This is a genomic window from Streptomyces sp. NBC_00376 (assembly GCF_036077095.1).
Taxonomy (GTDB): Bacteria; Actinomycetota; Actinomycetes; order Streptomycetales; family Streptomycetaceae; genus Streptomyces.
In genome coordinates, this window is the sequence record NZ_CP107960.1 from 3,153,169 (window position 1) to 3,177,767 (window position 24,599).

A 24,599-nucleotide genomic window follows, 5' to 3' on the forward strand; every position below is an offset into this window, starting at 1 on the left:
CCCGGGCGAGTTTTACCGGCCCCGGGAAGGGCCCGCGCCCGGTCCCCCGGGCAGGTGCGGACGGCAGACGCACCGAGTGGGAACGCGTACGGCTCCGCAGGCGAAAGCCCGCGTCCGCCTCGCGTTCGCGCCCGCGCGGCCGGTTCTTCCGGAGGATTTCACCGGGTGTCATGACCACGGCCCTGCAGGCGGAGACGGCGGAGGCGGACGCGGGACTTGCGCGGCTTCGGAGGTGGGGCTCCGAAGCGGAATCTCCGAGAGGCCGGAGTAGGGGCTCCGGGGTGGGGGGTCTCAGAGGTGGGGGGACAGAGCGGCCGCCCGGGTCGACGGGTAGCGACGACCTTGCCCGCCGGGCAGGCCGGCGGGCAAGGGATTTGAGCCAGTTCTGAGCTTCGGATCCTCTCCTGACCTGCTACTTCTTCTTGTTCGCCGGGGCTCCGGCGGCCTGCGGCTTCTTGAAACCGATGTCCTGGTAGTGGGGCGCCCCGAAGCCGAAGGCGCCGACGTTCGCCAGCTTCCTGTCCGTCGCCACCAGCTGCGGGCGCTGGTAGAGCGGAATCGATCCGGCGGCGGCCCAGATCCGGGCGTCGGCCTGCTTCATCAGGTCCTGGGCGGTGCCTTCGTCCAGCTCCGAGAGCGCCTGGTCGAAGAGCTGGTCGATGTGGTCGGTGCCGACACGGGTGTAGTTCTGCTCGACCAGCAGCGAGCCGTCGGTGGCGGGCACCGGCTTGGCGAAGATCGGGCGGTCGTCGGTGGCCGGGTAGGCGGTCGCGGGCCAGGAGTACAGGGCCAGGTCGTAGTCGCCGGAGGCGACGTGGTCCTTGAAGTAGCTCTCGTCGGGGACCTTGGTGATCTCCGTACGGATGCCGACCGCTTCGAGCATCGCCGAGATCTTGTCCCCGACGCTGCGCAGCGGCTCCGACCCGGGACCGGACGGCAGGACGAAGCGCAGGGTCAGCGGCACGCCGTCCTTGCCGAGCGGACCGCGGCGCCCGTCGGGCACCCGGGCGGGTGCCGCGGTGCCCGCGGGGGCGTACGCGCCGGCGGCACCGCCCGGCCGCTTGTCCTGGGCGGCGACCCTGGAGGGGACGTCCTCGGACGTTCCGGACCCGGAGAGGTAGCCGGCCTGGCGCAGCAGCGCGGAGCTGTGGAACGCGGCGGCGGGGGCGGGCGCGAGTACGTGGGTGGCGCCGCCCGCCGGGTCGCCGTCGCCGGGCTCGTTGTCGTCGCCGACGATGTGGAGGCCGTCGTCGGCATCGGGCTCGCGCCTGCCTGCGCCGTCGCCTGCCTTGCCGTCCGCGGCGCCCGCCTTCGTCCCCTGCTTCTCCGCGTCCTTCTTCTCCGCGCCCTTCTTCTCCGCTTCCTTCTTCTCCGCGTCCTTCTTCTCCGCGTCCTTCTTCTCCGCGTCCTTCTTCCCGGCCGCCTTCTTCCCCGCCTCGCTGCCCGCCTTGGTGCCGTCCGACTTCTTGACCGCGCCCTCCGGCGTCCAGCCCGCGTCGGCCAGCAGCGCCTGTGCCTCCTCGGTGTCCTGGCCGCCGAGTGCGTCGCTGCTGTCCTTGTACGCCGGCTGCCCGGCGAGCGCCAGGTGGCTGCCGAGCGGCTGCGCGGGCAGGCCGAGCGGCCCCAGCACGGTGTCGACGAGCTCCTGACGGTTCAGCGCGCGGGCCACCGCCCGCCGCACCCGGTCGTCGGCGAGCGGTCCGGACTCGCCGTTCAGCGCGAGCTGGGTGTAGGCGGGCTCCAGCGACTTGCGCACCGCGTAGGCGCGCAGCCCGGCCTGCTCGGTGGCGTACGCCTCGGCGGCGGCCCGGTTCTTCTCCCTGGCGGCCAAGGCTGCGGCCGCCGCCTTGGCGTCCGAGCCGTGCACGACGGCCCAGGAGCGCAGGGCCGCGGCCGGGCCCTCCTGGGCACCTGGGCCCTGGGCGCCGGGCCCCTGGGCGAGCGGCTTCCCGTCGGCGCCCTTGCCACCGGCCGCCTGCGCGATCCGGTGGGCCGCCGCCGCGTCGATGTCGGCCACGTCGACCTTGCCCGCGGCCAGGGCCTCGGTCCGGTTCTGCGGGGCCACGGCCCGGAAGACCAGCGAGTCGAGCTTGGCCGGGCTCCCCCACCAGCGCGGGTTGCGGACCAGCGTCACCTCGCCGGTCTTCTTGTCCACACCGCGCAGCCGGAACGGTCCCGCGGTGGCCTTGAGGGCGGTCCGGGCCCCGTCGTTGAAGGCGTCCGGGGAACCGGTCACGTCCTTCGGGTAGAGCGGGGAGAACAGCGAGCGCCAGTCCGCGTACGGCTTGGCGAAGGTGACCCGTACCTCCAGGTCGTCGGCGCCCCGCTCGATCTTCTCGATGCGTTCGTACCCGGCGTTGCGGGCGGTCCAGAACGCCGTGTCCTTGCCGCTCAGCGCCCGCCACTGGGCCACGAAGTCGGAGGCCCCGATCTCCCGGCCGTCACTCCACACCGCCTGCTGGTTGAGCCGATAGAGCACCACCTGCCTGGGCTCGCTCTCGACCACCTTCGCGGACTCCAGATAGTCCGGGTTCAGCTGCGGCCTGCCCTTGGCGTCGAGCGGGAAGAGCGTCGGCAGCAGCGCGCCGGTGATCCGGGTGGTGGTGCTGTCGGCATCCGCCTGGAAGGCGTTGAGGGTGGTGGGCAGGGCGTCGACGGCCCAGTTGACCGTCCCGCCCTCGGCGACCAGGTTCCGGGCGGCGACCGCGATGTCCTGGGGGGCCGTCGCACCGCTCGCGCCGCTGTCGCCGGAACTGCAGCCGGCCAGCACGGGGAGCGTCAGCACACCTGTCGTGAGGAGCGCGAGGGAGCGGCGCTTTCGGGCCGTCCCCCTCGGGACGCCGACGTGGGACATGGCTGATACCTCCGGGGCCGGCCCGACCCACCCATCCGCGGGTGTGCCAGATTGTGCGTTTCTGGTGGCATATGCAGTTGATCACACTGATACGTCCACCCACTGAAGGCGCCCTCGCGCGGGAGGCGGCGCAGACACGGCGCGAAGGCCCGAAACCTCACCCGTGCGGCGGAGCGCCCCGGCCGCCGCTCCGCACGGGGGCCGGCCGGACCCCGGGAAACGAGAAACCGGCCGGCCCCCCGGGGAATCGGGGGAACGACCGGCCGCGGTGATCAGCCGAGCAGCTCGATGATCGCCTCCGTCGTGTCCGTCTCTCCCAGGCGCGGGAAGATCCTCCCGACGCTGTTGCGGTGGGCTTCGGCGTCCATGTCGGTGACCGCGTCCGTGGCGATCGTGACGTTGTAGCCGTGCTCGTGGGCCGCGCGGGCGGTGGATTCGACGCCGATGCTGGTCGCGATGCCGGTGAGGACGATCTGCGTGACGCCTGCTCGGCGCAGCCGGAGGTCGAGGTCGGTCCCGTGGAAGGCGCCCCAGGTGCGCTTGGTCACCACGATGTCGCCCTCGTTCGGGCCGAGCTCGGGCACGATGTCCGCCCAGTCGGCGGGCAGCTGTCCGCCGGACGCCATGGGGGTCTCGTTGCGGCCGGGGGCACCGTCGACGACGTGGACCAGGACGACCGGGAGGCCCTTGGCGCGGAAGGCGTCGGCGAGGGCGGCGGAGTTGGCGACGACACCGGCGGCGGGGTGGGCGGTGTCCAGGGCGAGGATGCCCTTCTGGAGATCGACGACGACCAGGGCGGTCCTCGGGTCCAGGGTGGTGGCGGTCATGGTGGTGCTCCTGGGTGGTGTGGGCGAACCGTTCGGTTCCGATGGGTACGGGTGCGGGGGCGTGCCGGTCGCGGCCGGTGCCGGCCGTCAGTGCCCGGTCAGCCGGTCGATCAGCTCGACGGCCTCGGCCACGGTGCGGCGCTCGGCACCGTCGAGTTCGGCCGCCATGGCCCTGGCGAGCCAGTCGTGCTTGGCGGCCCGGGCCTCGGCGAGCGTCGCGGCCCCGGACTCCGTGAGCGACATCACCGACTTGCGGCCGTCCGCCGGATCGGGTGCCCGCTCGACGAGCCCCTGGCTCTCCAGCGCGCCGAGAGTCAGCCGCATGGACTGCGGACGCACGTACTCCGCGCGGGCCAGCGCGGCCGTGGTGGCCGGCCCGTCGAGGTCCAGCCTGGCGAGCACCGAGCGCTGCGTCGGTGTGAGCCGATCTCCCGCGGACATACTGCGCAGCCGCCGCACCAACCGGCCGACCACGGCGGTGAGCCCCGTCGCCAACTGCTCGGCGTCCAGCTCGGCGGACGGGGCGGCGCGACGCCCGGCGGGGGTGGTTCCAGTCGGTTCCGGCATGCCCTCAACCTAAACAATGCACAGGCAATCTTGCAAGGTTACCTGTCGTTCTTCTGGATGGTCTTGCCCGTCGCACGGCCCGCGATCTAGGGTGAATGCGCTTTCAGAAGAGGGTCGGTACATGCAACAGCAGGTGCTTCGGTACGGAACAAGAAGCGGACGGTCGGTCGAGTGAGCGCCCCCACGGTGTACGACGTCGCCGAGCGGTCGGGCGTCTCCATTGCCACGGTCTCGCGGGTCTACCGCACCCCCGATTCGGTACGCGCCCAGACCCGTGAGCGGGTCCTCGAAGCCGCCCGCCAGCTCGGATACGTACCCAGCGGGAACGCCCGCGGCCTGGCCAGCCGGACCACCGGGGTGCTGGGCCTCTGCTTCCCCGACTACGCCGACCCGGACGCCGAGGCCGACGCGGAGGCGGACAGCGACGCCGACGACGCGGTGATGCTCTACTCCGACCAGATCATCCGCGGCATGGAGCGGGCGGCGCGGCGGCACGGTTACGCGCTGCTGATCGCCGCCTCGCTGGAGGGCGGGCCGGAGAGCCTCGTCGCGAAGGTCGCGGGACGGGTCGACGGCTTCGCCGTGCTGGCACAGACCGTGCCGACCGAGGACCTCGAAGTGATATCGCGCCGGCTTCCGGTGGTGATGATCGCCGGCCCCCGCGAGATCGACCATCTCGACCACATCGTCGTCGCGAACGCCGACGGCGAGCGCGAACTGGCCCGCCACCTGATCGAGGACCACGGGCTGCGCAGGCTCGCCTTCGTCGGCGGCGAGGTCGGGTCGCCGGACGCCGAGGCGCGGTTCCTCGGATTCCAGCAGGCGTGCCGCGATGCCGGGCTGCCGGTGCCGGACGCGCCCGATCTGCGGGCCGAGATGATGACGCAGGCCGAGGGCGCACGGGCGGCGGAGGCGCTGCTGGACCGTGACGGCGAACGGCCGCAGGGGGTGCTCTTCGCCAACGACCAGATGGCGGTGGGCGCGCTGCGGGCGCTGGAGCGGCGCGGGGTGCGGGTGCCCGAGGACATCGCGGTGACCGGCTTCGACGGGATTCCGCTGAGCCGGATCGTCCGGCCTCCACTGACGACCGTACGCCAGCCGATCCGTCAACTCGGCGAGCAGGCGGTCGAGTTGCTGGTCCAGCGGCTGGGCGACAGCAGCAGCGAGCCGGTGTCGCTGATGCTCCCGGTGTCGCCGATCCGCCGCGCCAGCTGCGGCTGCGGCTGACAGGGGCCGGCCCCCGTACCGGCTATCGGGCCCGGCCCAGCCGCTCCCCGAAGAACCGCTGCCGGGCCGCCCGGAGCTCCGCCACCTCGGCCGCCGTGCCCTCGTACTCGAAGTGCCCCGCGTCCAGCACATGCAGCTCGTGCTCGCCGGCCAGCGCGTTGTGCACGGCGAACTGCCCCGGCGGCGGCACCGAGGGGTCGAAGAGCGCCGCGGCCACCAGGGTGGGCGTCTCCAGCCGCGTCGCGGCCGTGGCGGCGTCGAAGTACGGCAGCACCTCGGTGACCTCGGGGTGGCCCTGGTGGTGGGCCCGCACCGACTCGCCACTGCCGATGCACTGCAGGGTGAGCCGCAAGGGGTGGTTGCCGAAGGTCGGCACCGTCAGCTGCGCGGCCCCGAAGCGGTCGTCCCAGGGCAGCGCGAGTGCGCCCAGCCCGCCGCCGAAGCTCTCCCCGAGGTAGCCGAGGCCGGGGCCGCCCTCCTCCGGCGCCAGCTCCGGCACCAGTTCGTGCAGCGCGGAGGCCGCGCACCACAGGTCCGCCACGCAGTCGCCGATGACATACGTGCCGCGCGAGGCGATGCCGTGCAGCACGTGCGCGCTGGACACGCCCGGGATGCCCGGGTGCTCACCGCGCGTCGCCATGCCCCGTACGCACGGCAGGATCGCCGCGGCCCGGGGCAGCGGCAGCGGCACGTCGGGGCCCGGCCGGTCCCGGCCGCCGTAGCCGTGTCCGATGACGAATCCGTACTCCGCGGCCCCCTCGGCCGGCAGCGCCACCCAGCCGCCGATCCGCACCCCGCCCACCGAGGTGAACGTCACGCCGTGGATCCGTACCCCGTCGCGCTCCTCCTCCACCGGGCCGAGCTCCGGCTCCGTGGCGACCTTGCGGGCCTCCTGGTAGCGGTCGCGCCAGAAGGCGTCGAAATCGTCCGGAGCGGCGGGAGCGGGGACGCGCAGCAGGTCCTGGAGCGTGTAGCCGTATGCCGGATCGAAGGGGAAGTCATGTTCGAACGAAGCCATGAACACGACCGTAACGGGCCCGCCCCGGCGACACAGTCCTTGATCACCATCCGGGCAGCGAGCGAAATCGGTCACACCATACCCAATTTCGCAATTGGCATACTTACCGTGCAAGTTGAACATTCAGATGTCCAGCACGTTGCACGAGTGTGACCTAGCACCCTCTTGCGGATTCCCGAACGTCTGCCGCAGAGTGATGTATGCGCTTACAGGCAGCGCATACATCAGGATTGCTCAAGGAGGAGCCCTCCATGCCCCGCACCGCCAGAAACGCCTCGATCGGTATCGCTGTCGCCGGCGCGCTCACGTTCGGCCTGACCGCTTGCGGCAGCTCCGGCGACGACGTCGCCGCGGACAAGAAGCAGACGCTCACCGTCTGGGCCATGGGGGCCGAGGGCGAGAAGCTCGCGGATGTGGCCAAGGTCTACGAGAAGGCCAACCCGAACATCACCGTCAAGGTGACCCCGGTCGGCTGGGACGTCGCCCACCAGAAGCTGGTCTCCGCGGCCGCCGCCGGCACCCTGCCGGACGTGGCGCAGATGGGCGGCAGCTACATGGGCGAGTTCGCCGAGCTCGGTGTGCTGGAGCCGGTCGACACCAAGACCTTCGACGAGAAGGACTTCTTCCCGTCCGGCTGGAAGCAGGGCGAGGTGGACGGCCAGGCGTACGGCGTGCCGTGGTACGTCGACACCCGCGTCCTCTACTACCGCACCGACCTGGCCGAGAAGGCCGGCGTCACCAAGGCTCCGAGCAACTGGAAGGAGATGCAGGACCTCGCCTCGGCCTACCAGAAGAAGGCCGGGACCAAGTGGGGCCTGTCCATCCAGCCCAGCGGCCTGGACACGGTGCAGAACTTCTACTCCTTCCTGTACTCGGCCGGCGGCGAGATCGTCAACGACAAGGGCGAGGCCGTCATCGACAGCCCCGAGGCCGTCAAGGCGCTCAAGGAGTACGGCTCGTACTTCGACAAGGGGCTCTCCAACAAGTCCGTGCAGCCCGGCTACGACGTCGTGAAGGACTTCGGCAACGGCCGCGTCCCGATGTTCTTCGGCGGCCCCTGGCACGTCACCCTGCTGAACGAGGGCCAGCCGCAGATCAAGGGCAAGTGGGCGGTGGCCAACGTGCCCGCCGACAAGACCTCCGCCTCCATGGCCGGCGGTTCGTCCCTGGTGATCTCCAAGGACAGCGAGCACAAGGCCGCCGCCACCGAGTTCATCAAGTACCTGACGGACACCAAGGGCCAGGCCGACTGGTACAAGCGCACCAAGGACCTGCCGGCCAACACCTCCGCGTGGACCTCCGGCGACCTCGCCGACGACACCGACCTCCAGGTGTTCAAGAAGCAGATGGACACCGCCAAGTCGTCCCCCTCGCTGTCCAACTGGACGGAGATCACCGACAAGGTCGACCAGGCCATCGCCAAGGTCACCCAGGGCAAGGCGTCCGCCGAGGACGCGCTCAAGACGGCCCAGTCCCAAATCGAAGGCCTTCTGAAGTAATCGAAGGCCGGACGAAGTAGGAGTCATGCGCACCATGACCGCAAAGGCCGCGGAGTCGGCCAAGGCGCAGGCCGGGCCGGGGGCCTCCGGGTCCCCGGCCACCGGGCCCGCGGGTCGCCGGGGCGGAAGTAAGTCGATGGGCGTGCAGAACCTGGCCGGCTGGCTGTTCTCCACCCCCTTCCTCGTCCTCTTCCTCGTCTTCATGGCGTTCCCGATCCTCGCCACACTGGCGATGAGCTTCACCGACTTCGGGCTGCGCACTGTCACGCACCCGCTGGACGCGAACTTCATCGGCTTCGAGAACTACGTCAACCTGTTCAGCGACGAGAAGTTCCTCAAGTCGCTGTTCAACACGGCGTACTTCGTGGTGGTCGGCGTACCACTGACGATCTTCCTCGGTCTGGTCGTCGCCGTACTGCTGAACAACGGCATCGACCGGGCGCGGACCTTCTTCCGCGTCGGCTTCTACACCCCGGTGGTCACCACCATCGTCGCGGTGGCCGTGGTCTGGCGGTTCGTGCTCGACCCGAGCGACGGGCTCGTCGCGGGGCTCTTCTCCGAAGTGGGCCTCACCTCGCCCGACTTCCTGGGCTCCGAGACGCTCGCCATGCCGTCGATGATCGCGATGGCGGTCTGGCGCAACCTCGGCACGGTCATGGTGCTCTTCATCGCCGGTCTGCAGGCCATCCCCACCGAGGTGCGGGAGGCGGCGCGGCTGGACGGCGCCGGTGCCTGGCAGGAGTTCAAGGGCATCACCGTGCCACTGCTGCGGCCCACGCTGCTCTACGCCACGGTGATCACGACCATCGGTTACCTCAACGTCTTCGAGGAGCCGTTCGTGATGACCCAGGGCGGTCCCTCGGACTCCACGCTCACCGTCTCGCTGAACATGTACCGCGAGGGCTTCAACTTCTTCCACATGGGCTATGCGAGCGCCATGGCGTATGTCCTCTTCGTGGTGATCATGGGCATCACGGTGCTCCAGCTCCGACTGCTGAAGGACAACACGAAATGAGCGCCACCAGTGCACCGGGCGCCGTCTCGACGGCGCCGTCGAAGCAGCCCGGCAACACACCGCCGTCCAGGGTGAAGAAGGCCCGCAACCCGAAGCGCGTCCTCGTCTACGTCCTGCTGTCGGTCGGCCTGCTGATCATGTCGGCGCCGTTCCTGTGGATGGCCCTCTCGGCCTTCAAGACGCCGCAGGAACTGACGGCCAGCCCGCCCGTGTGGATCCCGACCGAGTGGACCCTGGAGAACTTCCGGGACCTGCTCGACAAGCTGGATCTGCCGCTGTACTTCATGAACTCGGTGATCGTGGCGATGCTGGTCACCGCCTCGAACCTGGTGTTCTGCTCGATGCTCGGGTACGCCCTGGCCAAGCTGAACTTCGCCGGCCGCAACAAGATCTTCGGCCTGGTTCTCGGCGCCCTGATGGTGCCCGGCAACCTGATGCTGCTGCCGCTGTTCGTGCTGATGAGCAAGTTGCATCTGATCGACTCGTACGCCGGTCTGGTGCTGCCGTTCGCCGCCGGGGCCTTCGGGGTCTTCCTGATGCGGCAGTTCATGCAGTCGATCCCGGACGAGCTGCTGGAAGCGGCCCGGATGGACGGCGCCGGTGAGTGGTACATCTTCTGGCGCATCGTGATGCCGCTGGTGAAGCCCGCACTGGCGACGCTCTCGATCTTCACGTTCCTGGGCTCCTGGAACAACTTCGTCTGGCCGCTCATCGCGACCAACGACCCCGACAAGTACACCCTGCCGGTCGCCCTGGCCACCTTCGCCACCGACCCCAACAAGGCGGGCGGCTCCAACGGCATGCTGATGGCCGGCTCCCTGCTGGTCGTCCTGCCCGTCGTGATCCTGTTCATCGCGCTCCAGCGGCACTTCACCCAGGGCATCGCCACCGCCGGCATGAAGTAGGGCCGGCCCCGGCAGCCCCACCGAAACGTACGAGGCCACGGCCCCACACCCCGTCGGCCACACCCCTTCATCACCAGAGAGACAGTTTGCGATGACGCACACCCAGGTCCCGTTCCCCGAAAACTTCCTGTGGGGCGCCTCCACGGCCGCCCACCAGATCGAGGGCAACAACACCAACAGCGACTGGTGGGTCAAGGAGCACGCCGCGGGCACCCACATCCAGGAGCCCAGCCTGGACGCCTGCGACAGCTACCACCGCTGGCACGAGGACATGGACGTGCTGGCCGGTCTGGGCTTCACCGACTACCGGTTCTCCATCGAGTGGGCGCGCATCGAGCCGGCCGAGGGCCGGTTCTCCCGGGCCGAACTCGCCCACTACCGCCGCATGGTCGAGGGCGCCATCGAGCGCGGCCTGCGCCCCATGATCACCCTCCACCACTTCACCGTGCCGCAGTGGTTCGAGGCGCGCGGCGGCTGGACCGCCGAAGGCGCGACCGAGCTCTTCGCGCGTTACGTCGCGGCCTGTGCACCCGTGATCGCCGAGGGCGTCAGCCACGTCTGCACCATCAACGAGCCGAACATGATCGCCGTCATGGCCGGCCAGGCCAAGCGGGGCGACAACAGCTTCCCGCCGGCCGGGCTGCCGACCCCCGACGACGAGACCACCGAGGCCGTCATCGCCGCGCACCACGCGGCCGTCAAGGAGGTCCGGGCGATCAACCCGGACATCCAGGTCGGCTGGACCATCGCCAACCAGGTCTACCAGGCCCTGCCCGGCGCCGAGGAGGTCACCGCGGCCTACCGTCACCCCCGCGAGGACGTCTTCATCGAGGCCGCCCGCGGCGACGACTGGATCGGTGTGCAGTCCTACACCCGCACCAAGATCGGCACCGACGGCCCGATACCCACCGCCGAGGGCGCCGAGCGCACCCTCACGCAGTGGGAGTACTACCCGTCCGCCGTCGGCTACGCGCTGCGCCACACCGCCGAGGTCCTGGGCAACGGCATCCCGCTGATCGTCACCGAGAACGGCATCGCCACCGACGACGACAGCCGCCGCGTCGACTACTACACCGGCGCCCTGAACGAGGTCGCCTCCGCGATCCAGGACGGCCTGAACATCCAGGGCTACCTGGCCTGGAGCGCGCTCGACAACTACGAGTGGGGCTCCTACAAGCCCACCTTCGGCCTGATCGGCTGGGACCCGGAGACCTTCGAGCGGCTGCCCAAGCCGTCCGCCGTCTGGCTGGGCGAGATGGGCCGCACCCGCGCCCTGCCGCGTATCGCCGACTGACGGCGGCCACCCGAGCCGACCTGCCTCGGCTCACGAGCCGACCGATGTCGGCTCCCCCCGACCGGGAGCCACCTGACGGCTCCCGCCCGTACGGGAACCGGCGGCACCTGACGGACGCCGGTTCCCGTACAGCAGGGCCTTTCGGGCCCTGTGCCCGCGTACGGCGCCGCTCGTGTCCTGCCCTGCTCACGAGCGGCGGCGCACGCCGGTGCCGTACGAGGCACGGCGCCCCGCGCCCGCAAATCATGACCGACGAACGAAATCCGCCCACCGCCCACAGTCGGTGGCTCTTCTTCGAGGGGTTCTGATGAACCGTCGTACGTTTCTCACCGCAGCGGGAACAGGGGCCGCCGCCCTGTCGCTGGGAGCCGTGGCCGCGTCCCCGGCGGGCGCCGCCGACCGGCCAGTGCGCGGCTCGCACGCACCGCTGCTGCTGCGCTGGTTCCGCGACACGTACCGGTCGATCGAGGCCATGACGACCGACTTCGGTCTCGCCGTCGACAAGATCGATGTCAGCAAGCCCGGTGCCCCCGTCCAGTCGCGTCAGACCTCCCCCACCAACATCGGCTGCGGCCTCTGGTCGACGGTGGCCGCCGCCGGGCTCGGGGTGATCGACGACGACACGATGCGCCGACGGCTGGAGCACACCGTGCGGGCCGTCGAGAAGCTGGAGCGCCACCACGGCTTCTGGCTCAACTGGTACGACGCGCACGACGGTTCGGTGCTCGCCGAGTGGCCCGGCACCGGTGACCCGGTCCGCCCGTTCCTCTCCTCCGTCGACAACGCCTGGCTGGTCACCGGACTGCGTATCGCCGCCGACGCCGCGCCCGCGCTGCGCCCGCGTATCGCCCGCATCCTGGCCACCGCCGACTGGTCGTACTACTACACGCCGTACGACCCGGCCGACCCGGTCGCCGGCCCCGGCCAGCTGCGCGGCGGGTTCTGGACCGACACCGAGGAGCCCACCGGCCACCACTACGGCGCGCTCAACACCGAGCCCCGGATGGCCAGTTACCTGGGCATCGCGGACGGCTCGCTGCCCGCCGACCACTACTGGCACCTGCTGCGCACGATGCTGCCCGAGCACGGGCAGGAGCAGTACCCGCAGGGCAGTTACGTCGCCATGGACGGCGTACGGGTCTGGCAGGGGCACTACACCCATCGCGGCCGCAAGATCGTGCCCACCTGGGGCGGGTCGATGTTCGAGGCGCTGATGGTGCCGCTGTTCGTGCCGGAGGCCGAGTGGTCGCCGAGGTCCTGGGGCCTCAACCACCGCCGCTACGTCCGCAGCCAGATCGAGCACGGGACGGAGGAGGCGGGGTACGGGTACTGGGGCTTCTCCCCCGCCAACATCCCCGAGGGCGGCTACCAGGAGTACGGCGTCGACGCGATCGGCATGCAGATCGACGGCTACGCCTCCAACACCGACCGCACGTACACCAAGGACGGCGAACCGCTGCCGCCCGCCTCGGCGTTCACCAACGGTGTGGTCACCCCGCACGCCTCCTTCCTCGCGCTGCCCTACGCACCGGACGAGGCGATCGCCAACCTGCGTGCGCTCGATCGCGACTTCGGCGCCTACCACGCCGGGTACGGCTTCCGGGACTCCGTCAACGTCGGCACCGGCCGGGTCAGCGACTACCTGCTCGCGCTCGACCAGGGCATGATCGCCGCGGCGCTGGCCCAGGCGATCCGCCCCGGCCTGCTGCAACGGCCGTTCCGCACCGGCGGGTTCCAGTCCAAGGTGCGGCCGCTGCTCGCCAAGGAGCGGTTCTCCATCTGAGCCGTCCTGGCGTCTCGGCCAGCTGAACCGCCTCGAAACGTGGCGGCGTACCGGTCCGGGGCGGAGAGCTCGGGGCCCGGCCCCGGCCCGGTACGCCGTCGCTCGAATCGGATCCGCTCGACTCGGGTCCGTTCAGTTCCAGCCCGCGCGGTACGCCGACCAGTCGCCCTCCCGCGCGGCGAAGTCGACGTAGAGCGCGACCCCGAACCGTTCGCGGCCGCGGTCGGTGCGCCCCAGGCCCAGCCTGGTGCCCCGGACCGCGGCCGCGACCGTCTCGGCCGACTCGTGGTGTCCGAGGTCGTCCTCGTGGAAGAACGGCACTCCCATCAGCAGATCGGTGTCCTTCGGCGTCACTTCGAGGGCGAGCGCCGTCTGCTGGGCGACATAGCCGCCGAACAGCCCCTCCAGGGGCATCCAGGTGTCGTACGACATGACGGCGATCTGGTCGACCCGGCGCGCGACCTGGCCGAAGAACTTCTGCGACCACCACTTCTGGCTGCCGCCGCTGACCACGCCGATCACCCGGTGCGCCGAGGGCAGCGGGTCGATCTGGTGGGCGGCGACCGACAGCTGTGCCCTGCGCGGCCTCGTGAGCGCGCGCAGGTCGTCCAGGAGCGAGAGGTAGTGGCGGTCGCCGGAGTGCAGCGGCTCCAGGTCGAAGTGGACGCCGTCGAACCCGGCGTCCAGGATCTGCCGGGCCGAGGCGACCACGGCGGTACGGGACGCGGCCCGCTCCAGACGCAGCCCGTCGGGCCCCTCGGTGGCCAGCACGTCGCCGAGCCAGGCCTGGACCCGGATGCCGGGCAGGGTGCGGTGCACGGCGTCGATCAGCCACCGGGCCCGGGGGTAGCGGTCGGCGGGCAGGGTGCCGTCGTGCTCCAGCGGCCCGGCGTGGACGTACAGGTCCTTGATCCCCGTCCCCTCGATCCGGTCGGCGAACGCGGCGAGGTCGGCGTCGTCCTTGCGCCCGTCGACCCAGGCGTGGCCGAGCCAGATGGCGTCGCGGCCCCGGGTGCGGGTGTTGTCGCCCGGGTCGCCGGAGTAGTTGAGCCGCAGGGCGATGCCCGCGGTGAGGACCGGCACCACGATCGCCAGGACCACCCCCAGCGCGATCCTTCTGGGCCAGGTCCAGCGGAACCGGGCCGCCCGTTCGCGTATCCGCCCGGCCCCGCGTTTGATCCCCGTGAGCACGTCCGTATCCCCCTGCGTGTCGGTGTGCCGTCGCTGTAGTAGGGCATCATGACGCACCGCCCGGACACCGATGGCGGGCCCGGTCGCCGGGTCGCGGGTGACAGAGGGTGGACATAGCCTCACAAATGTGACGCCGCCCGTGAGCCGTACCCGGATATCCATACCGGGCCGGGCCCTGCTCACCGCGCTGATGGCGGTGTGCTGGCCGGCCCTTCCCGCAGTACCGGCTTTTTCCGCAGTACCGGCCCTTCCCGCAGCTCCGACCGCCCGCGCCGACGATCCCGTCACGCTGTCCCGGGACGGTCAGATCACCGACAAGGTGGGGGCGCTCGGGGACCGCAGGGACCAGGTGCGGGCCGCACTCGACCGGCTGTACGCGGACCGCCGCGTACAGCTCTTCGTCGTGTACGTACGGGACTTCTCCGGGCGGTCCGCGCAGAACTGGGCAGATGCCACGGCCGACCGCAACGGCCTCGGCCGCGACGACGTCCTGCTCGCCGTCGCCACCCACGACCGGCAGTACGCGTACACCGTCGAACAGGGCTCCCGCCTCACCGACGCCCAGCTCCAGGACGTGGCGAGCACCGCGATCGAGCCCGCGCTCAGGGAGCACGACTGGGCCGGCGCGGCGATCGGCGCGGCAAACGGGTACTCCGCCGTACTGGCCGGAAAGCCCGTGCCCACCCCGGCCATCACCCCCGGTGCCGCCGACCCCGGAACCGGTGAATCCGTCGGGACGAACACCGCTGACCTGATCCTCCCGGGGGTCGTCGTCGGCGGGGCGGCGGCGCTGGCCGGCTACGCGTACACCCGGCGCAGGCGCCGCACCACGACCCGCACCACGCCCGGCGCGAAGGGCTGGGGCCCCGCCTCCGCCGGACCGGACGGGGCGCCGCAGCCGCCGGAGCCGCTGCCTGAGCTGGACGCTCGCGCGAAGGAGGCGCTGGTGGACACCGACGACGCGGTCCGCACCAGCGAGGAGGAACTGGGTTTCGCCACCGCCCAGTTCGGCGAGGAGGCGGCGGCCCCGTTCACGAAGGCCGTCGGCCATGCGAAGGGCGAGCTGACGGCGGCGTTCCGGCTGCGTCAGCGCCTGGACGACGCCATTCCCGAGGACGAGGCGACCAGGCGCCGGATGCTGGACGAGATCATCGGCCGCTGCGCGGACGCGGGCGCCCGGCTGGACGCCGTGTCCGAGGACTTCGACCGGCTGCGCGCCCTGGAACGCGACGCCCCGCAGGCCCTGGCCACGGCCGAGGCCGCGTTCCGGGCGCTCGCCGGACGGGTCGCCGCGGCCGAGGCCACCCTGAACACGATGCGCGAGGAGTACGCGGAGTCGGCCTTCGCCGCCGTCGCCGGCGACATCGAGCAGGCCAAGGACCGGCTCGTCTTCGCCACGTCGAGCCTCAACCGGGGCCGTCAGTCGGTGGACAGCACCAACAACTCGGCGGCGGCGGTGTACATCCGGGCCACCGAGGGCGCCGTCGACCAGGCGACCACCCTCGTCGACGCGGTGGAGCGGCGGAGCCGGGAACTCACGGAGGCGGCGGGGCGGCTGCCCGCCGCCCTCACCGAGACGGAGACCGATCTGGCCGATGCGGGCGGGCTGCTCGAAGGCGCCGGGGACGGTGCGCCGACCGCCGATCTGCGGGGCCGGATCGCCCGCGCGAAGTCGGTGCTCGGCGATGTGCGGGCCCGGATGTCGGCCGGGCCGTACGACCCGATCGACGCGCTGCGCAGGGTGGAGGAGGCGGACGCGGCGCTCGACGCGGCGCTGGCCGGTGTCCGCGAACGGGATCAGGGCGACCGGCGGGCCCTCTCACTGCTGGACGGGGCGGTGCTCACGGCGCGTTCGGCGATCGCGGCGGCGGCCGACTTCATCACCACGAACCGGGGAGCTGTGGGCAGCCAGGCCCGGACCCGGCTGGCGGAGGCCCAGCGGCGTCTCGACCGGTCGCGCGAGCTGGCCGGGGCGAAGGATCCGCAGGGGGCGCTGTCCGAGGCGCAGCAGGCGGATTCGCTGGCCGGGCAGGCCCGGAGCCTGGCCGAACAGGATGTGCGCGCGTACGGGAACCGGAACGGTCCGGGCGGTGCGCGGGGAACGGGCGGCGGGGTCGGCGGCGCGGTGCTCGGCGGCATCATCCTCGGCGGCCTCCTGGGCGGCGGGGGCGGGCGCGGCGGCGGCGTCCACGGCGGGGGGTTCGGCGGCGGGGGGCACGGCGGGGCCGCCGGGCCGGGCAGCTTCGGCGGCGGGGGCACCCGGGGCCGGCGCGGAGGCGGCGGCCGTTTCTGAGCCGGCCGCGGGGCCCGCCCCGAGGCTTCATCCGCAGATTCGCTTCATCCACCGGGATCCCCGGAGAGACCCACCGCGGGGATCCCGGGAGAGACCCACGCGCACAAGGAGAGTTCCATGACCAAGCAGACCATTCTCGGCCGCGTCACCCAGCTGGCGAAGGCCAACATCAACGCGCTGCTCGATCAGGCGGAGGACCCGCAGAAGATGCTGGACCAGCTGATCCGCGAGTACACGGCCAACATCTCGGAGGCCGAGCAGGCGGTCGCCACGACCATCGGCAATCTGCGGCTGATGGAACAGGACCACCAGGAGGATGTGGACGCGGCGAAGGAGTGGGGCGGCAAGGCGCTCGCCGCGAGCCGCAAGGCCGACGAGCTGCGGGCGGCCGGGTCCGGGGCGGAGGCGGACAAGTTCGACAACCTGGCCAAGGTGGCGCTCGGCCGTCAGCTCCGGTCGGAGAAGGAAGCGGGGACGGCGGAGCCGGTCATCGCCGCGCAGACCGAGGTGGTGGACAGGCTGAAGTCCGGCCTGGACCAGATGAGGACCAAGCTGTCGGAGCTGAAGGCCAAGCGGGACGAGCTGGTGGCCCGTGCCAAGTCCGCCGAGGCGCAGAACCGGATGATGGACTCCGTCAAGAGCATCGATGTCCTCGACCCGACCAGTGAGCTCAGCCGGTTCGAGGACAAGGTGCGGCGCGAGGAGGCGAAGGCGCTGGGCAAGCAGGAGCTGGCCGCCTCGTCGCTGGACGCCCAGTTCGAGCAGCTGGACGGCCTGGGCGACAGCGCCGAGATCGATGCCCGGCTGGCCGCGCTGAAGTCGGCCTGAGACCTGTCGGCCCGGGGCCCGCCCGGCAGCCGGGTCAGTACATGCTCAGCAGCTGCTCCACGGAGAGCTCGGCGGCCGGCGCCCCGTCGGGCAGGGCCAGCTCGAACCAGACGGTCTTGCCGCGCGGGGTCCGCCTGGACCCCCAGGCCACGCTCAGCAGCCCGACCAGCTGGAGCCCGCGCCCGCCCTCGTCGGTGTCGCGGGCCCGCCGCCGCCGGGGCTGGACGAGTCCGGCGTCCCACACCTCGCAGACCAGGGTGCGATCGCGCAGCAGCCTGAGCCTTGTCTCGCCCTCCCCGTACCGCAGGGCGTTGGTGACCAGCTCGCTGACCAGCAGTTCGGTGGTGTCCACCAGGTCGTCCAGGCCCCAGTCGAGCAGCCGGTCGCGGGCCAGTTCGCGGGCCCGGCCCACGGAGCGGGGTTCGCGGGGCAGCCGCCAGTCGCCGACCGCGTCGGCCGGCAGTCCCTGGATACGGGCCACCAGCAGGGCGATGTCGTCCTCGCCGTGCCCGGTGTCCAGGGTGCTCAGCACATGGTCGCAGACGTCCTCGATCGGCCGTTCCGGCTCGACGAGCGCGGTGCGCAGGGCTTCGAGGCCTTCGTCGAGCGGGTGGTCGCGGGACTCGACGAGTCCGTCCGTGTAGAGGGCGAGCAGCGAGCCCTCCTTCAGTTCGACCTCGACCTCCTCGAAGGGTTCGCCGCCGACGCCGAGCGGCATGCCGGGCGGCACGTCGAGCAGCAGGGCGGCCTCGCCCGGTTCGACCACGGCGGGCGGGAGGTGGCCCGCGTTGGCGAAGGTGCAGCGCCGGGTGACCGGGTCGTAGACCGCGTACACGCAGGTCGCCAGGTAGATCTCGGAGAGGTCCGCCTCCCGGGACTTGTGGGCGGCCCGCGAGGGCCACTGGGAGCCGCCGGACGTGCCGGCGCCGCCGGGGGTGCCGAGTCCGCGGGCGACCTCGTCGAGTGCGGAGAGCACCTCGGCGGGTTCCAGGTCCAGCAGGGCCAGGGTCCGTACGGCGGTGCGCAGTTCGCCCATGGCGACGGCGGCCCGCAGTCCGCGGCCCATGACGTCGCCGACGACGAGGGCGGTGCGGTGGCCGGGGAGCTCGATCACGTCGAACCAGTCGCCGCCGACCTCGGTGGCCGTGTTGCCGGGCAGGTAGCGGCAGGCGATGTCGAGGCCGGCGGCCACCGGGTCGCCGGGCGGCAGGAGGCTGCGCTGGAGGATCAGGGCGCGTTCGTGCTCGCGCCGGTAGAGGCGGGCGTTGTCGATGCAGACCGCGGCGCGGGCGGCGAGTTCGGTGGCCAGGGCCCGGTCCCGCTCGCCGAAGGGTTCGCTGCCCTTGGTGCGGGAGAACTGCACGAGACCGACCACCGTGTCGTGGGCGACCATCGGCACGGCGAGTGTGGACTGGACGAAGCCCCGGTCGTCGCCGGGCACGTCCTCGACGTGGCCGGTGCGCAGGGCGATGGCGCACGGCGAGTTGAACGGGAAGCGGTGTACGGAGCCGAGCTCGGGCGAGCCGGTCTCCGCGGCGGTGTCGGGCAGGACGTCCGCCACCGCGCTGGCCAGGGCGACGCGGCGCAGTTCGGCGGAGCCGCCGACGGATTCCTGACGGAGCGAATCCCAGCTGCCGGGCGGTGCGTCGTCGCCGGTGAGCAGCCCCTGGTAGAGGTCGACGGAGGCGAGGTCGCAGAAGCCGGGGACGGCGACGTCGAGGAGTTCGCGGGCGGTGGTCTCCAGGTCGAGGGAGTTGCCGATCCGGGCGCTGGCCTCGTTGAGCAGGGCGAGGTTGCGGCGGGCGCTGGCGGCCTCGCGGGCGGCGATGTGTCTGCGGGTGACATCGGTGGCCAGTCCGGCGACGCCGATGGGGCGGCCGGACCCGCTGTGCACGCGGTAGAGGTTCATCGACCAGTGGCGGCTGCCGGTGCCGGGGGCGGTGCCGACGATCTGGAGATCGGTGACGGACGTTCCGGTCTCCAGTACGCGCTGGATGGTGACGGTGAGCCGGTCGGCTTCTGTCCCGGAGAGATAGTCGTCGACCGTGCGGCCGCGGTGGTCCTCGGCCCGGCCGCCGAAGACGGTGGCGAAGCGCTGGTTGGCGCGGATCACCGAGAGGTCCGTACCGAACAGCACGAAACCGAAGGGTGATTGGCCGAATATCGCCTGGGACGCGGCAAGGTCCGTCTCGATGTGACGCAGTGCCCGGACGTCCACGACGATGCAGAGCGCGGCCCGTTCCCCGCTCTCCGTCTCACTCGGCATCACATAGATCTCGGCGAGCCCGTGCACGGCCTCCTCGCCCGGTATCCGGAAGGGGACGAGGCCCGTCCACTCCCGGCCGTCGAGGATCTCGCCGACTCTGCGGCGGCCGTCCGTGCGCAGTTCGGCGGGCATGAAGGCCTCGACCGGGTCCATGCCGACCGCCCTGTCCGCGGCAATGCCGAAGAGGCCGGCGGCCCGGCGGCTCCACTGCTCGATCAGGCCATCGGGGCCGATCGAGAACGAGGCGACCCTGATGTAGTCGTAGATCGAGCCAGGCGGGCTGCTCTGCCACACGATGTCGCCCGCTGTCCCAGGTATTTCGCTCACGCGACCGTCCCCTCCAGCTCACACACCGGACCGGTCATGACCGCAGTATTCAGTACTCCGGCCCCAACCGACACGGCGTTCACGATCACAGCACGGTCTCAGTCCCTTTCAGCCAGGTTCTGACCGACCCTGGTGATCGCTGTCCGTCCCACCCCACTCCTAACCAGGCAGGGCCAGCTCGAACCACACGGTCTTGCCGGTCTTTCCCCGCCGGGTCCCCCAGCGGCGGGCGGAACACGCCACCAGCTGCAGTCCCCTGCCCCCTTCGTCCTCCGGTCCCGCCATACGTTCGGTGGGCGGATCCGGAAGCGGATCGGAGACTTCCACGAGCAGTCCCGGACGGGCGGAGGGGGCGTCCCCATTGGGATGAGGGCGCACCAGGCGTACGCCGATGGGCCCCGATGTATAGCGCATCGAGTTGGTGACCAACTCGCTGACCAGCAGAACTGTCAAATCCCCGACGGCGGCATCGAGCCCCCAGGCGGTCAACGCCCCATGGACCGCATGCCGTGCGGATCGCACGGCGCCCGGCTCAGCCGGAAAGGTCCACTCGGCGCAGTCGCCTTCACTGTCGATCACGCCGATCACTTCCCAAGACCAGCAGCGGAGAGCGCCCTGTTTACAAGGGCTATTCAGCACATACCCGATATTTGGGGTGAACTATCGCCGGGACCGACACGTGGGGCGTACGGGTGTACGGCCGCGCGCACGAAGGGATGCCCCGGGGAGAAGGGGCGCACAAGGCGACAGGCGCGCGCTGCCGCCTTGGCGTCTGCCTCGGTCAACCGCCTCCGGCACCCCCGCCCACCGGCGCCGGGTGCCCGGCCGTACGGGCCAACTCCGCTGCCGGCTCCGCCCTGTTCAGGCCAGCGCGCCCGAGGCCTTGAGGTCGTCGAAGAGCAGCTGGTCGACCGGCGGGACGAGCGGCCGGTCGGCGTAGGAGAACCACGCCATCTCCTCGATCTCGCTGCTGACCGTCAGCGTCCCCTGATACTCGCCGGCGTAACAGCTCATGCGCACGACCACCCCGTCCGGATGACCGTGCGCCTGCGCCTCGTACGTACCCATGTGGGACACGGTCGCGGGCAGGATGGCCACGGCCAGCTCCTCCTCGACCTCGCGCAGCAGGGTCTGCAGGTCGGTCTCCTGACCCTCCCGCTTGCCACCGGGGATGTAGAAGACGTCCTTCCCCCGTGGTCGCGCGCAGAGAATCCTGCCGTTCTCCACCCGCACCCATGCCACCGTGTCGATCAGGACCGACATCGCTCCGCCTTCGCTCTCGCGCAACCCCGTCGGACAGGACCCTAGATCCTCCGGCGACGGGCGCGTGAACGCGGGCACGGTCATGCGCCGGAGCGCGATCCCCCGCCCCGCCGCACTCGTCGCGCCCGCCCTAGGGCCGGGCGCTCTGCTCCGCGCGCTCCACCCAGTAGAGCTGCTTGTGGCCATGCTCATCGAGCTTGTCGGCGATCTTCTGGGCCTCGCCCTGCGTGGCATACCTGCCGACGCGATAGCGATTGCCGTTGTCGTCCTGCCTTATCACCAGCCACGGGAGCACGGCACCGCTGTCGCTCATCGTGTCCCTTCCGAGCATTGCGCCCCTCCCTCGAACGGCGTGCATGTCAGTAAAGATCCCCAGGAAACCGCAGTACGCATATGCCCGAGCGTACGCCTGACCTTCACTCAACGGATACGCATTTACACAAAGAGATACCGATTCGGTCAGCAAGAAGGGGCGCACCCGGCTGGATGCTCCCCTTGCGCCGGTGGCCCCCGCCGCCGCCCTCGCGTGCTATCCCGCCTCCGGCGCCGCCGCGCGCACCGTCGGCACCGGCATCAGGACGGGACCGGCCGACGGCTGCTTGCGGCAGACGTCCCCGCACTCCGCGTCCAGCGAGCAGCACAGCGAACAGATCGGCCCGGACCGCACGGGGCAGTCGGCGATGTCCGGCAGCTCGTAGGCGGTCTCGCAGACCGCGCAGGTGTGGGTGGCGGTGATGTCCGCGACCTCGGCGCCCGGACCGTTCACCGGGTTGGGCCGCGCCAGGTAGTACTTCCCTTTCGTCGCCCAGGCGATCAACGGGCAGAGCGTCGACGCCAGTCCGGCCGCGATGAAGGTCGAGAAGGCTTCGGCGTAACGGCCGAAGAACCCGAAGAAGGCCAGGATCGAGACGGTCGAGGCAATCACCATCGCACCGAATCCGGCCGGGTTCACCGCGTACAGATAGGCCCGTTTGAACTCGATGTACCGCGGGCTCAGCCCGATCCGCTTGTTGACGACCAGGTCGGTGGCGACGGCGGCGATCCAGGCGATGCCCACGTTCGAGTAGAAGCCCAGCAGCTTGTTGAGGGCGGCGAACATGTTCATCTCCATCAGCGTGAGCGCGATGGCGAGGTTGAGGAAGATGTACCAGACCCGGCCCGGATGCCGGTGGGTGATCCGGGAGAAGAAGTTCGACCAGGACAGCGAACCGCTGTAGGCGTTGGTCACATTGATCTTGATCTGCGAGACGATCACGAAGACCGCCGCCGCGGGCAGCGCGAACGAGCCGAGCCAGGGCCGCAGCGCCTCGATCTGCGGTGCGATCGGCTCCAGCGCGTGCGTCCTGCCGACGGCCTCCAGCGCGACGAAGGCGAGCAGCGCGCCGCCGATCTGCTTCGCGGCCCCGATGACGACCCAGCCCGGCCCCGCGGCGAGCACCGCGAGGTTCCAGCGCCGCTTGTTGGCCTCCGTCCGCGCCGGCATGAAGCGCAGGTAGTCGGCCTGCTCACCGATCTGGGCGATGAGCGAGAGCGCGACGCCCGTGCCCAGCCCGAAGCCGATCCAGGAGAACCCGGACCCCGCGCCCTCCGTGCCACCGAAGGAGCCGAACGCGCCCCAGGCGTCGGGGGCTTCGAAGGCGAGCACGACGAACGGCAGCACCATGCCGATGATCCAGACCGGCTGGGTCCACGCCTGCACCTTGGCGAGCGCCCCCATGCCCCGGAAGACGATCGGGATGACGATGAGCGTGGTGAGCAGATAGCCGGCCTCGACCGGGAGCCCGACGGCCTGGTGCATGGCCTGCGCCATGATCGAGCCTTCGAGGGCGAAGAAGATGAAGGTGAAGGACGCGTAGATCAGCGAGGTGAGCGTCGAGCCGAAGTATCCGAAGCCCGCGCCGCGGGTGACCAGGTCCATGTCCAGGCCGTACTTCGCACAGGCCCGCGCGATCGGTACGCCGGTGAGGAAGATGATCGTCGCGGCGGCGAGGATCGAGGCGAGTCCGCTGGTGAAGCCGTAGGTGAAGACGATCGAGGCGCCGATCGCGAAGTCGGCGAGGTAGGCGATCCCGCCGAGTGCGGTGCCCGCCACCGTGGCCGGCGACCAGCGCCGGAAGGAGTGCGGCGCGTAGCGGAGGGAGTAGTCCTCGCGGCTCTCGTCGGCGGCGAGCTTCGCGTAGCTGCGGGCCGGGGCCGGGGAGCCGGTCCCGGCCGGGACGTCGGCCCCGGCCGGGATGTCGGCCCCGGCTGTCTTCGGTGTGGCTGTGTCCGTCATCGGTGACTTCCCGTCCGTCGTCCGGTGTGCGGGTACGGACCGGACGGTAGGAGCGGTACATGACAACCTTATGCAGCCGGTGATTGCCCGTCGGTTACGGGAACCGTCCGGGCGTTAACGTGTCGTCACCGACGACGGACGGCGATCTCCGCCCACCGGTCACCTGACCGGAAGGTGGTAGGCGACCCGGTAGCGATCGGCGGGCACCACCACGTCCGCCGTCTCGACCGGGCGGCCCGACGCGTAGTACGTCCGCTCGATCACCATCACCACGTGTCCGGGCACACCGCCGAGCGCCAGGAGCTCCTCCGCCAGCCCCGGACGCGCGCCGACCTGCTCGGCCACGTTGTCCACGACGACATCGATCGCGGCCATCCGCTCGACCACCCCGCAGCCGCCCAACGGGCCCTCCTCCGGCAGCATCACCGGCGTACGCCCCGTCACGGCGAGCGGCTCCCAGGAGGTGGAGAGCATCATCGGCTCCCCGGCCTCGCGGAAGGTGTACCTCGTACGCATCACCCGGTCGCCCGGCTCGATGCCCAGACGCTCGGCGATCTCGGCGCTCGCGCCCTCCTGTTCGCTGCGGGACTCCCACGTCCCGTGCACCCCCTCCGCCGTCTGCTCCTGGCGGAACGGACTGGCGCCGGCCGCGGACCGGTAGCCGGAGCGGGCGATCCGCCGCGGGACCGGGCGCTCGCGCACATAGGTGCCGGACCCGGAACGCCCCTCCACCAGGCCCTCGGCCATCAGCACCTTTCGCGCCTCCAGCGCGACGGTGTCCGAGACTCCGTACTCCTCGCGGATACGGGCCTGCGAAGGCAGGCGCGTATGCGGCGGCAGCGAACCGTTGACGATCTTCTCTCGCAGATCGCTTGCAACGCGCAGATACGCGGGCTGCTCACCGAAAGTCACAGGCCACTCCCAACAGGTTGACAGTCTGCAACAGCGTGACAACCGTCGGTTGTGAACCGCAAGCACAGGCCAAAGATTCACTCGATGTGATGATTCGCCAGGTCCTTGCGCATATCCGGCCGTCGACCACCAGAGGGTTCTCAGCTCTTCTCACGCCTCCTCCCCTCCCCCGGTTCACCGCAACCGCGTTCCTTCTCGCACGGAAGTGGGGCGGCTGCCGAAGCAGCCGCCCCACATGTCCGACGCGTCAGGACG

19 protein-coding genes are annotated in these 24,599 nt (G+C 71.1%); 8 read left to right on the top strand and 11 right to left on the bottom strand.

All coding sequences use genetic code 11. The annotated features are described in order from the left end of the window. Positions 1-412: 412 nt before the first annotated feature. The 3 genes from OG842_RS13945 to OG842_RS13955 all read right to left on the bottom strand — a co-directional run bounded on the left by OG842_RS13945 (position 413) and on the right by OG842_RS13955 (position 4,248). The gene (locus OG842_RS13945; RefSeq protein ID WP_266729922.1) at positions 413-2,854 is read right to left on the bottom strand and encodes an ABC transporter family substrate-binding protein; all 2,442 of its coding nucleotides are present in this window, start codon (positions 2,852-2,854) and stop codon (positions 413-415) included. A gap of 272 nt (positions 2,855-3,126) precedes the next feature. Then, the gene (locus tag OG842_RS13950) at positions 3,127-3,681 is read right to left on the bottom strand and encodes an isochorismatase family protein (RefSeq protein ID WP_266729923.1); all 555 of its coding nucleotides are present in this window, start codon (positions 3,679-3,681) and stop codon (positions 3,127-3,129) included. An 87-nt stretch (positions 3,682-3,768) separates the two neighbouring features. After that, positions 3,769-4,248 (bottom strand): MarR family winged helix-turn-helix transcriptional regulator, encoded by a 480-nt coding sequence (locus OG842_RS13955; RefSeq protein WP_266729924.1) that lies wholly within the window; start codon positions 4,246-4,248, stop codon positions 3,769-3,771. A 171-nt stretch (positions 4,249-4,419) separates the two neighbouring features. On the opposite strand from OG842_RS13955, the gene OG842_RS13960 reads away from it, so the two are divergent. After that, positions 4,420-5,475: a LacI family DNA-binding transcriptional regulator gene (locus OG842_RS13960; protein WP_266729925.1), complete on the top strand. Its 1,056-nt coding sequence runs from the start codon at positions 4,420-4,422 to the stop codon at positions 5,473-5,475. A 22-nt stretch (positions 5,476-5,497) separates the two neighbouring features. On the opposite strand, the gene OG842_RS13965 is transcribed toward OG842_RS13960, so the two are convergent. After that, entirely contained in the window at positions 5,498-6,493 is a 996-nt protein-coding gene (locus OG842_RS13965; protein ID WP_266729926.1) for an acetylxylan esterase, read from the bottom strand. A gap of 251 nt (positions 6,494-6,744) precedes the next feature. On the opposite strand from OG842_RS13965, the gene OG842_RS13970 reads away from it, so the two are divergent. From OG842_RS13970 to OG842_RS13990, 5 genes are all read left to right on the top strand, one after another. After that, the gene (locus OG842_RS13970; protein ID WP_266729927.1) at positions 6,745-7,992 is read left to right on the top strand and encodes a sugar ABC transporter substrate-binding protein; all 1,248 of its coding nucleotides are present in this window, start codon (positions 6,745-6,747) and stop codon (positions 7,990-7,992) included. A gap of 25 nt (positions 7,993-8,017) precedes the next feature. Then, positions 8,018-9,007, top strand: coding sequence for a carbohydrate ABC transporter permease (locus OG842_RS13975; RefSeq protein WP_328512218.1), 990 nt, complete (start codon positions 8,018-8,020; stop codon positions 9,005-9,007). Next, positions 9,004-9,912, top strand: a complete 909-nt coding sequence (locus OG842_RS13980; RefSeq protein ID WP_266729929.1) for a carbohydrate ABC transporter permease — start codon at positions 9,004-9,006, stop codon at positions 9,910-9,912. The genes OG842_RS13975 and OG842_RS13980 overlap by 4 nt, the downstream gene beginning before the upstream one ends. Positions 9,913-10,003: 91 nt before the next feature. Continuing rightward, positions 10,004-11,206, top strand: a complete 1,203-nt coding sequence (locus OG842_RS13985; protein ID WP_266729930.1) for a glycoside hydrolase family 1 protein — start codon at positions 10,004-10,006, stop codon at positions 11,204-11,206. A gap of 307 nt (positions 11,207-11,513) precedes the next feature. Further along, positions 11,514-12,989, top strand: a complete 1,476-nt coding sequence (locus OG842_RS13990; protein ID WP_266729931.1) for a glucoamylase family protein — start codon at positions 11,514-11,516, stop codon at positions 12,987-12,989. Positions 12,990-13,121: 132 nt separating this feature from the next. Here OG842_RS13990 and OG842_RS13995 read toward each other — a convergent pair whose 3' ends face one another. Continuing rightward, positions 13,122-14,147: a hypothetical protein gene (locus tag OG842_RS13995; RefSeq protein WP_266733578.1), complete on the bottom strand. Its 1,026-nt coding sequence runs from the start codon at positions 14,145-14,147 to the stop codon at positions 13,122-13,124. Positions 14,148-14,319: 172 nt separating this feature from the next. Between OG842_RS13995 and OG842_RS14000 the strand changes: the two genes are divergently transcribed. Together OG842_RS14000 and OG842_RS14005 are read left to right on the top strand one after the other, a co-directional pair. Next, complete coding sequence (locus OG842_RS14000) at positions 14,320-16,473, top strand: TPM domain-containing protein (RefSeq protein WP_443064060.1); 2,154 nt, start codon at positions 14,320-14,322, stop codon at positions 16,471-16,473. A gap of 117 nt (positions 16,474-16,590) precedes the next feature. Continuing rightward, complete coding sequence (locus OG842_RS14005; RefSeq protein ID WP_266729932.1) at positions 16,591-17,301, top strand: PspA/IM30 family protein; 711 nt, start codon at positions 16,591-16,593, stop codon at positions 17,299-17,301. A gap of 34 nt (positions 17,302-17,335) precedes the next feature. Here OG842_RS14005 and OG842_RS14010 read toward each other — a convergent pair whose 3' ends face one another. The 6 genes from OG842_RS14010 to OG842_RS14035 form a co-directional block, all read right to left on the bottom strand. Beyond that, positions 17,336-19,861 carry a SpoIIE family protein phosphatase gene (locus OG842_RS14010; RefSeq protein ID WP_266733582.1) on the bottom strand — a complete coding sequence of 842 codons (2,526 nt, stop codon included), beginning with the start codon at positions 19,859-19,861 and terminating at the stop codon, positions 17,336-17,338. Between the two features lie 192 nt (positions 19,862-20,053). Continuing rightward, positions 20,054-20,482 carry an ATP-binding protein gene (locus OG842_RS14015; protein ID WP_266729933.1) on the bottom strand — a complete coding sequence of 143 codons (429 nt, stop codon included), beginning with the start codon at positions 20,480-20,482 and terminating at the stop codon, positions 20,054-20,056. A 273-nt stretch (positions 20,483-20,755) separates the two neighbouring features. Further along, positions 20,756-21,157, bottom strand: coding sequence for an NUDIX hydrolase (locus tag OG842_RS14020; protein ID WP_266729934.1), 402 nt, complete (start codon positions 21,155-21,157; stop codon positions 20,756-20,758). Between the two features lie 130 nt (positions 21,158-21,287). Beyond that, positions 21,288-21,488 carry an SPOR domain-containing protein gene (locus OG842_RS14025; protein ID WP_266729935.1) on the bottom strand — a complete coding sequence of 67 codons (201 nt, stop codon included), beginning with the start codon at positions 21,486-21,488 and terminating at the stop codon, positions 21,288-21,290. Positions 21,489-21,686: 198 nt separating this feature from the next. Beyond that, the gene (locus OG842_RS14030) at positions 21,687-23,432 is read right to left on the bottom strand and encodes a purine-cytosine permease family protein (protein WP_266729936.1); all 1,746 of its coding nucleotides are present in this window, start codon (positions 23,430-23,432) and stop codon (positions 21,687-21,689) included. A gap of 159 nt (positions 23,433-23,591) precedes the next feature. Next, positions 23,592-24,344 (bottom strand): GntR family transcriptional regulator, encoded by a 753-nt coding sequence (locus OG842_RS14035; RefSeq protein ID WP_266729937.1) that lies wholly within the window; start codon positions 24,342-24,344, stop codon positions 23,592-23,594. Between the last annotated feature and the right edge of the window lie 255 nt (positions 24,345-24,599).

What these genes read in the sequence shown, in the direction of transcription:
- OG842_RS13945 (WP_266729922.1), bottom strand. Translation starts at nt 2,854, where the DNA reads ATGTCCCACGTCGGCGTCCCGAGGGGGACGGCCCGAAAGCGCCGCTCC.
- OG842_RS13950 (WP_266729923.1), bottom strand. Translation starts at nt 3,681, where the DNA reads ATGACCGCCACCACCCTGGACCCGAGGACCGCCCTGGTCGTCGTCGAT.
- OG842_RS13955 (WP_266729924.1), bottom strand. Translation starts at nt 4,248, where the DNA reads ATGCCGGAACCGACTGGAACCACCCCCGCCGGGCGTCGCGCCGCCCCG.
- OG842_RS13965 (WP_266729926.1), bottom strand. Translation starts at nt 6,493, where the DNA reads ATGGCTTCGTTCGAACATGACTTCCCCTTCGATCCGGCATACGGCTAC.
- OG842_RS13970 (WP_266729927.1), top strand. Translation starts at nt 6,745, where the DNA reads ATGCCCCGCACCGCCAGAAACGCCTCGATCGGTATCGCTGTCGCCGGC.
- OG842_RS13975 (WP_328512218.1), top strand. Translation starts at nt 8,018, where the DNA reads ATGCGCACCATGACCGCAAAGGCCGCGGAGTCGGCCAAGGCGCAGGCC.
- OG842_RS13980 (WP_266729929.1), top strand. Translation starts at nt 9,004, where the DNA reads ATGAGCGCCACCAGTGCACCGGGCGCCGTCTCGACGGCGCCGTCGAAG.
- OG842_RS13985 (WP_266729930.1), top strand. Translation starts at nt 10,004, where the DNA reads ATGACGCACACCCAGGTCCCGTTCCCCGAAAACTTCCTGTGGGGCGCC.
- OG842_RS13990 (WP_266729931.1), top strand. Translation starts at nt 11,514, where the DNA reads ATGAACCGTCGTACGTTTCTCACCGCAGCGGGAACAGGGGCCGCCGCC.
- OG842_RS14005 (WP_266729932.1), top strand. Translation starts at nt 16,591, where the DNA reads ATGACCAAGCAGACCATTCTCGGCCGCGTCACCCAGCTGGCGAAGGCC.
- OG842_RS14020 (WP_266729934.1), bottom strand. Translation starts at nt 21,157, where the DNA reads ATGTCGGTCCTGATCGACACGGTGGCATGGGTGCGGGTGGAGAACGGC.
- OG842_RS14025 (WP_266729935.1), bottom strand. Translation starts at nt 21,488, where the DNA reads ATGCTCGGAAGGGACACGATGAGCGACAGCGGTGCCGTGCTCCCGTGG.
- OG842_RS14030 (WP_266729936.1), bottom strand. Translation starts at nt 23,432, where the DNA reads ATGACGGACACAGCCACACCGAAGACAGCCGGGGCCGACATCCCGGCC.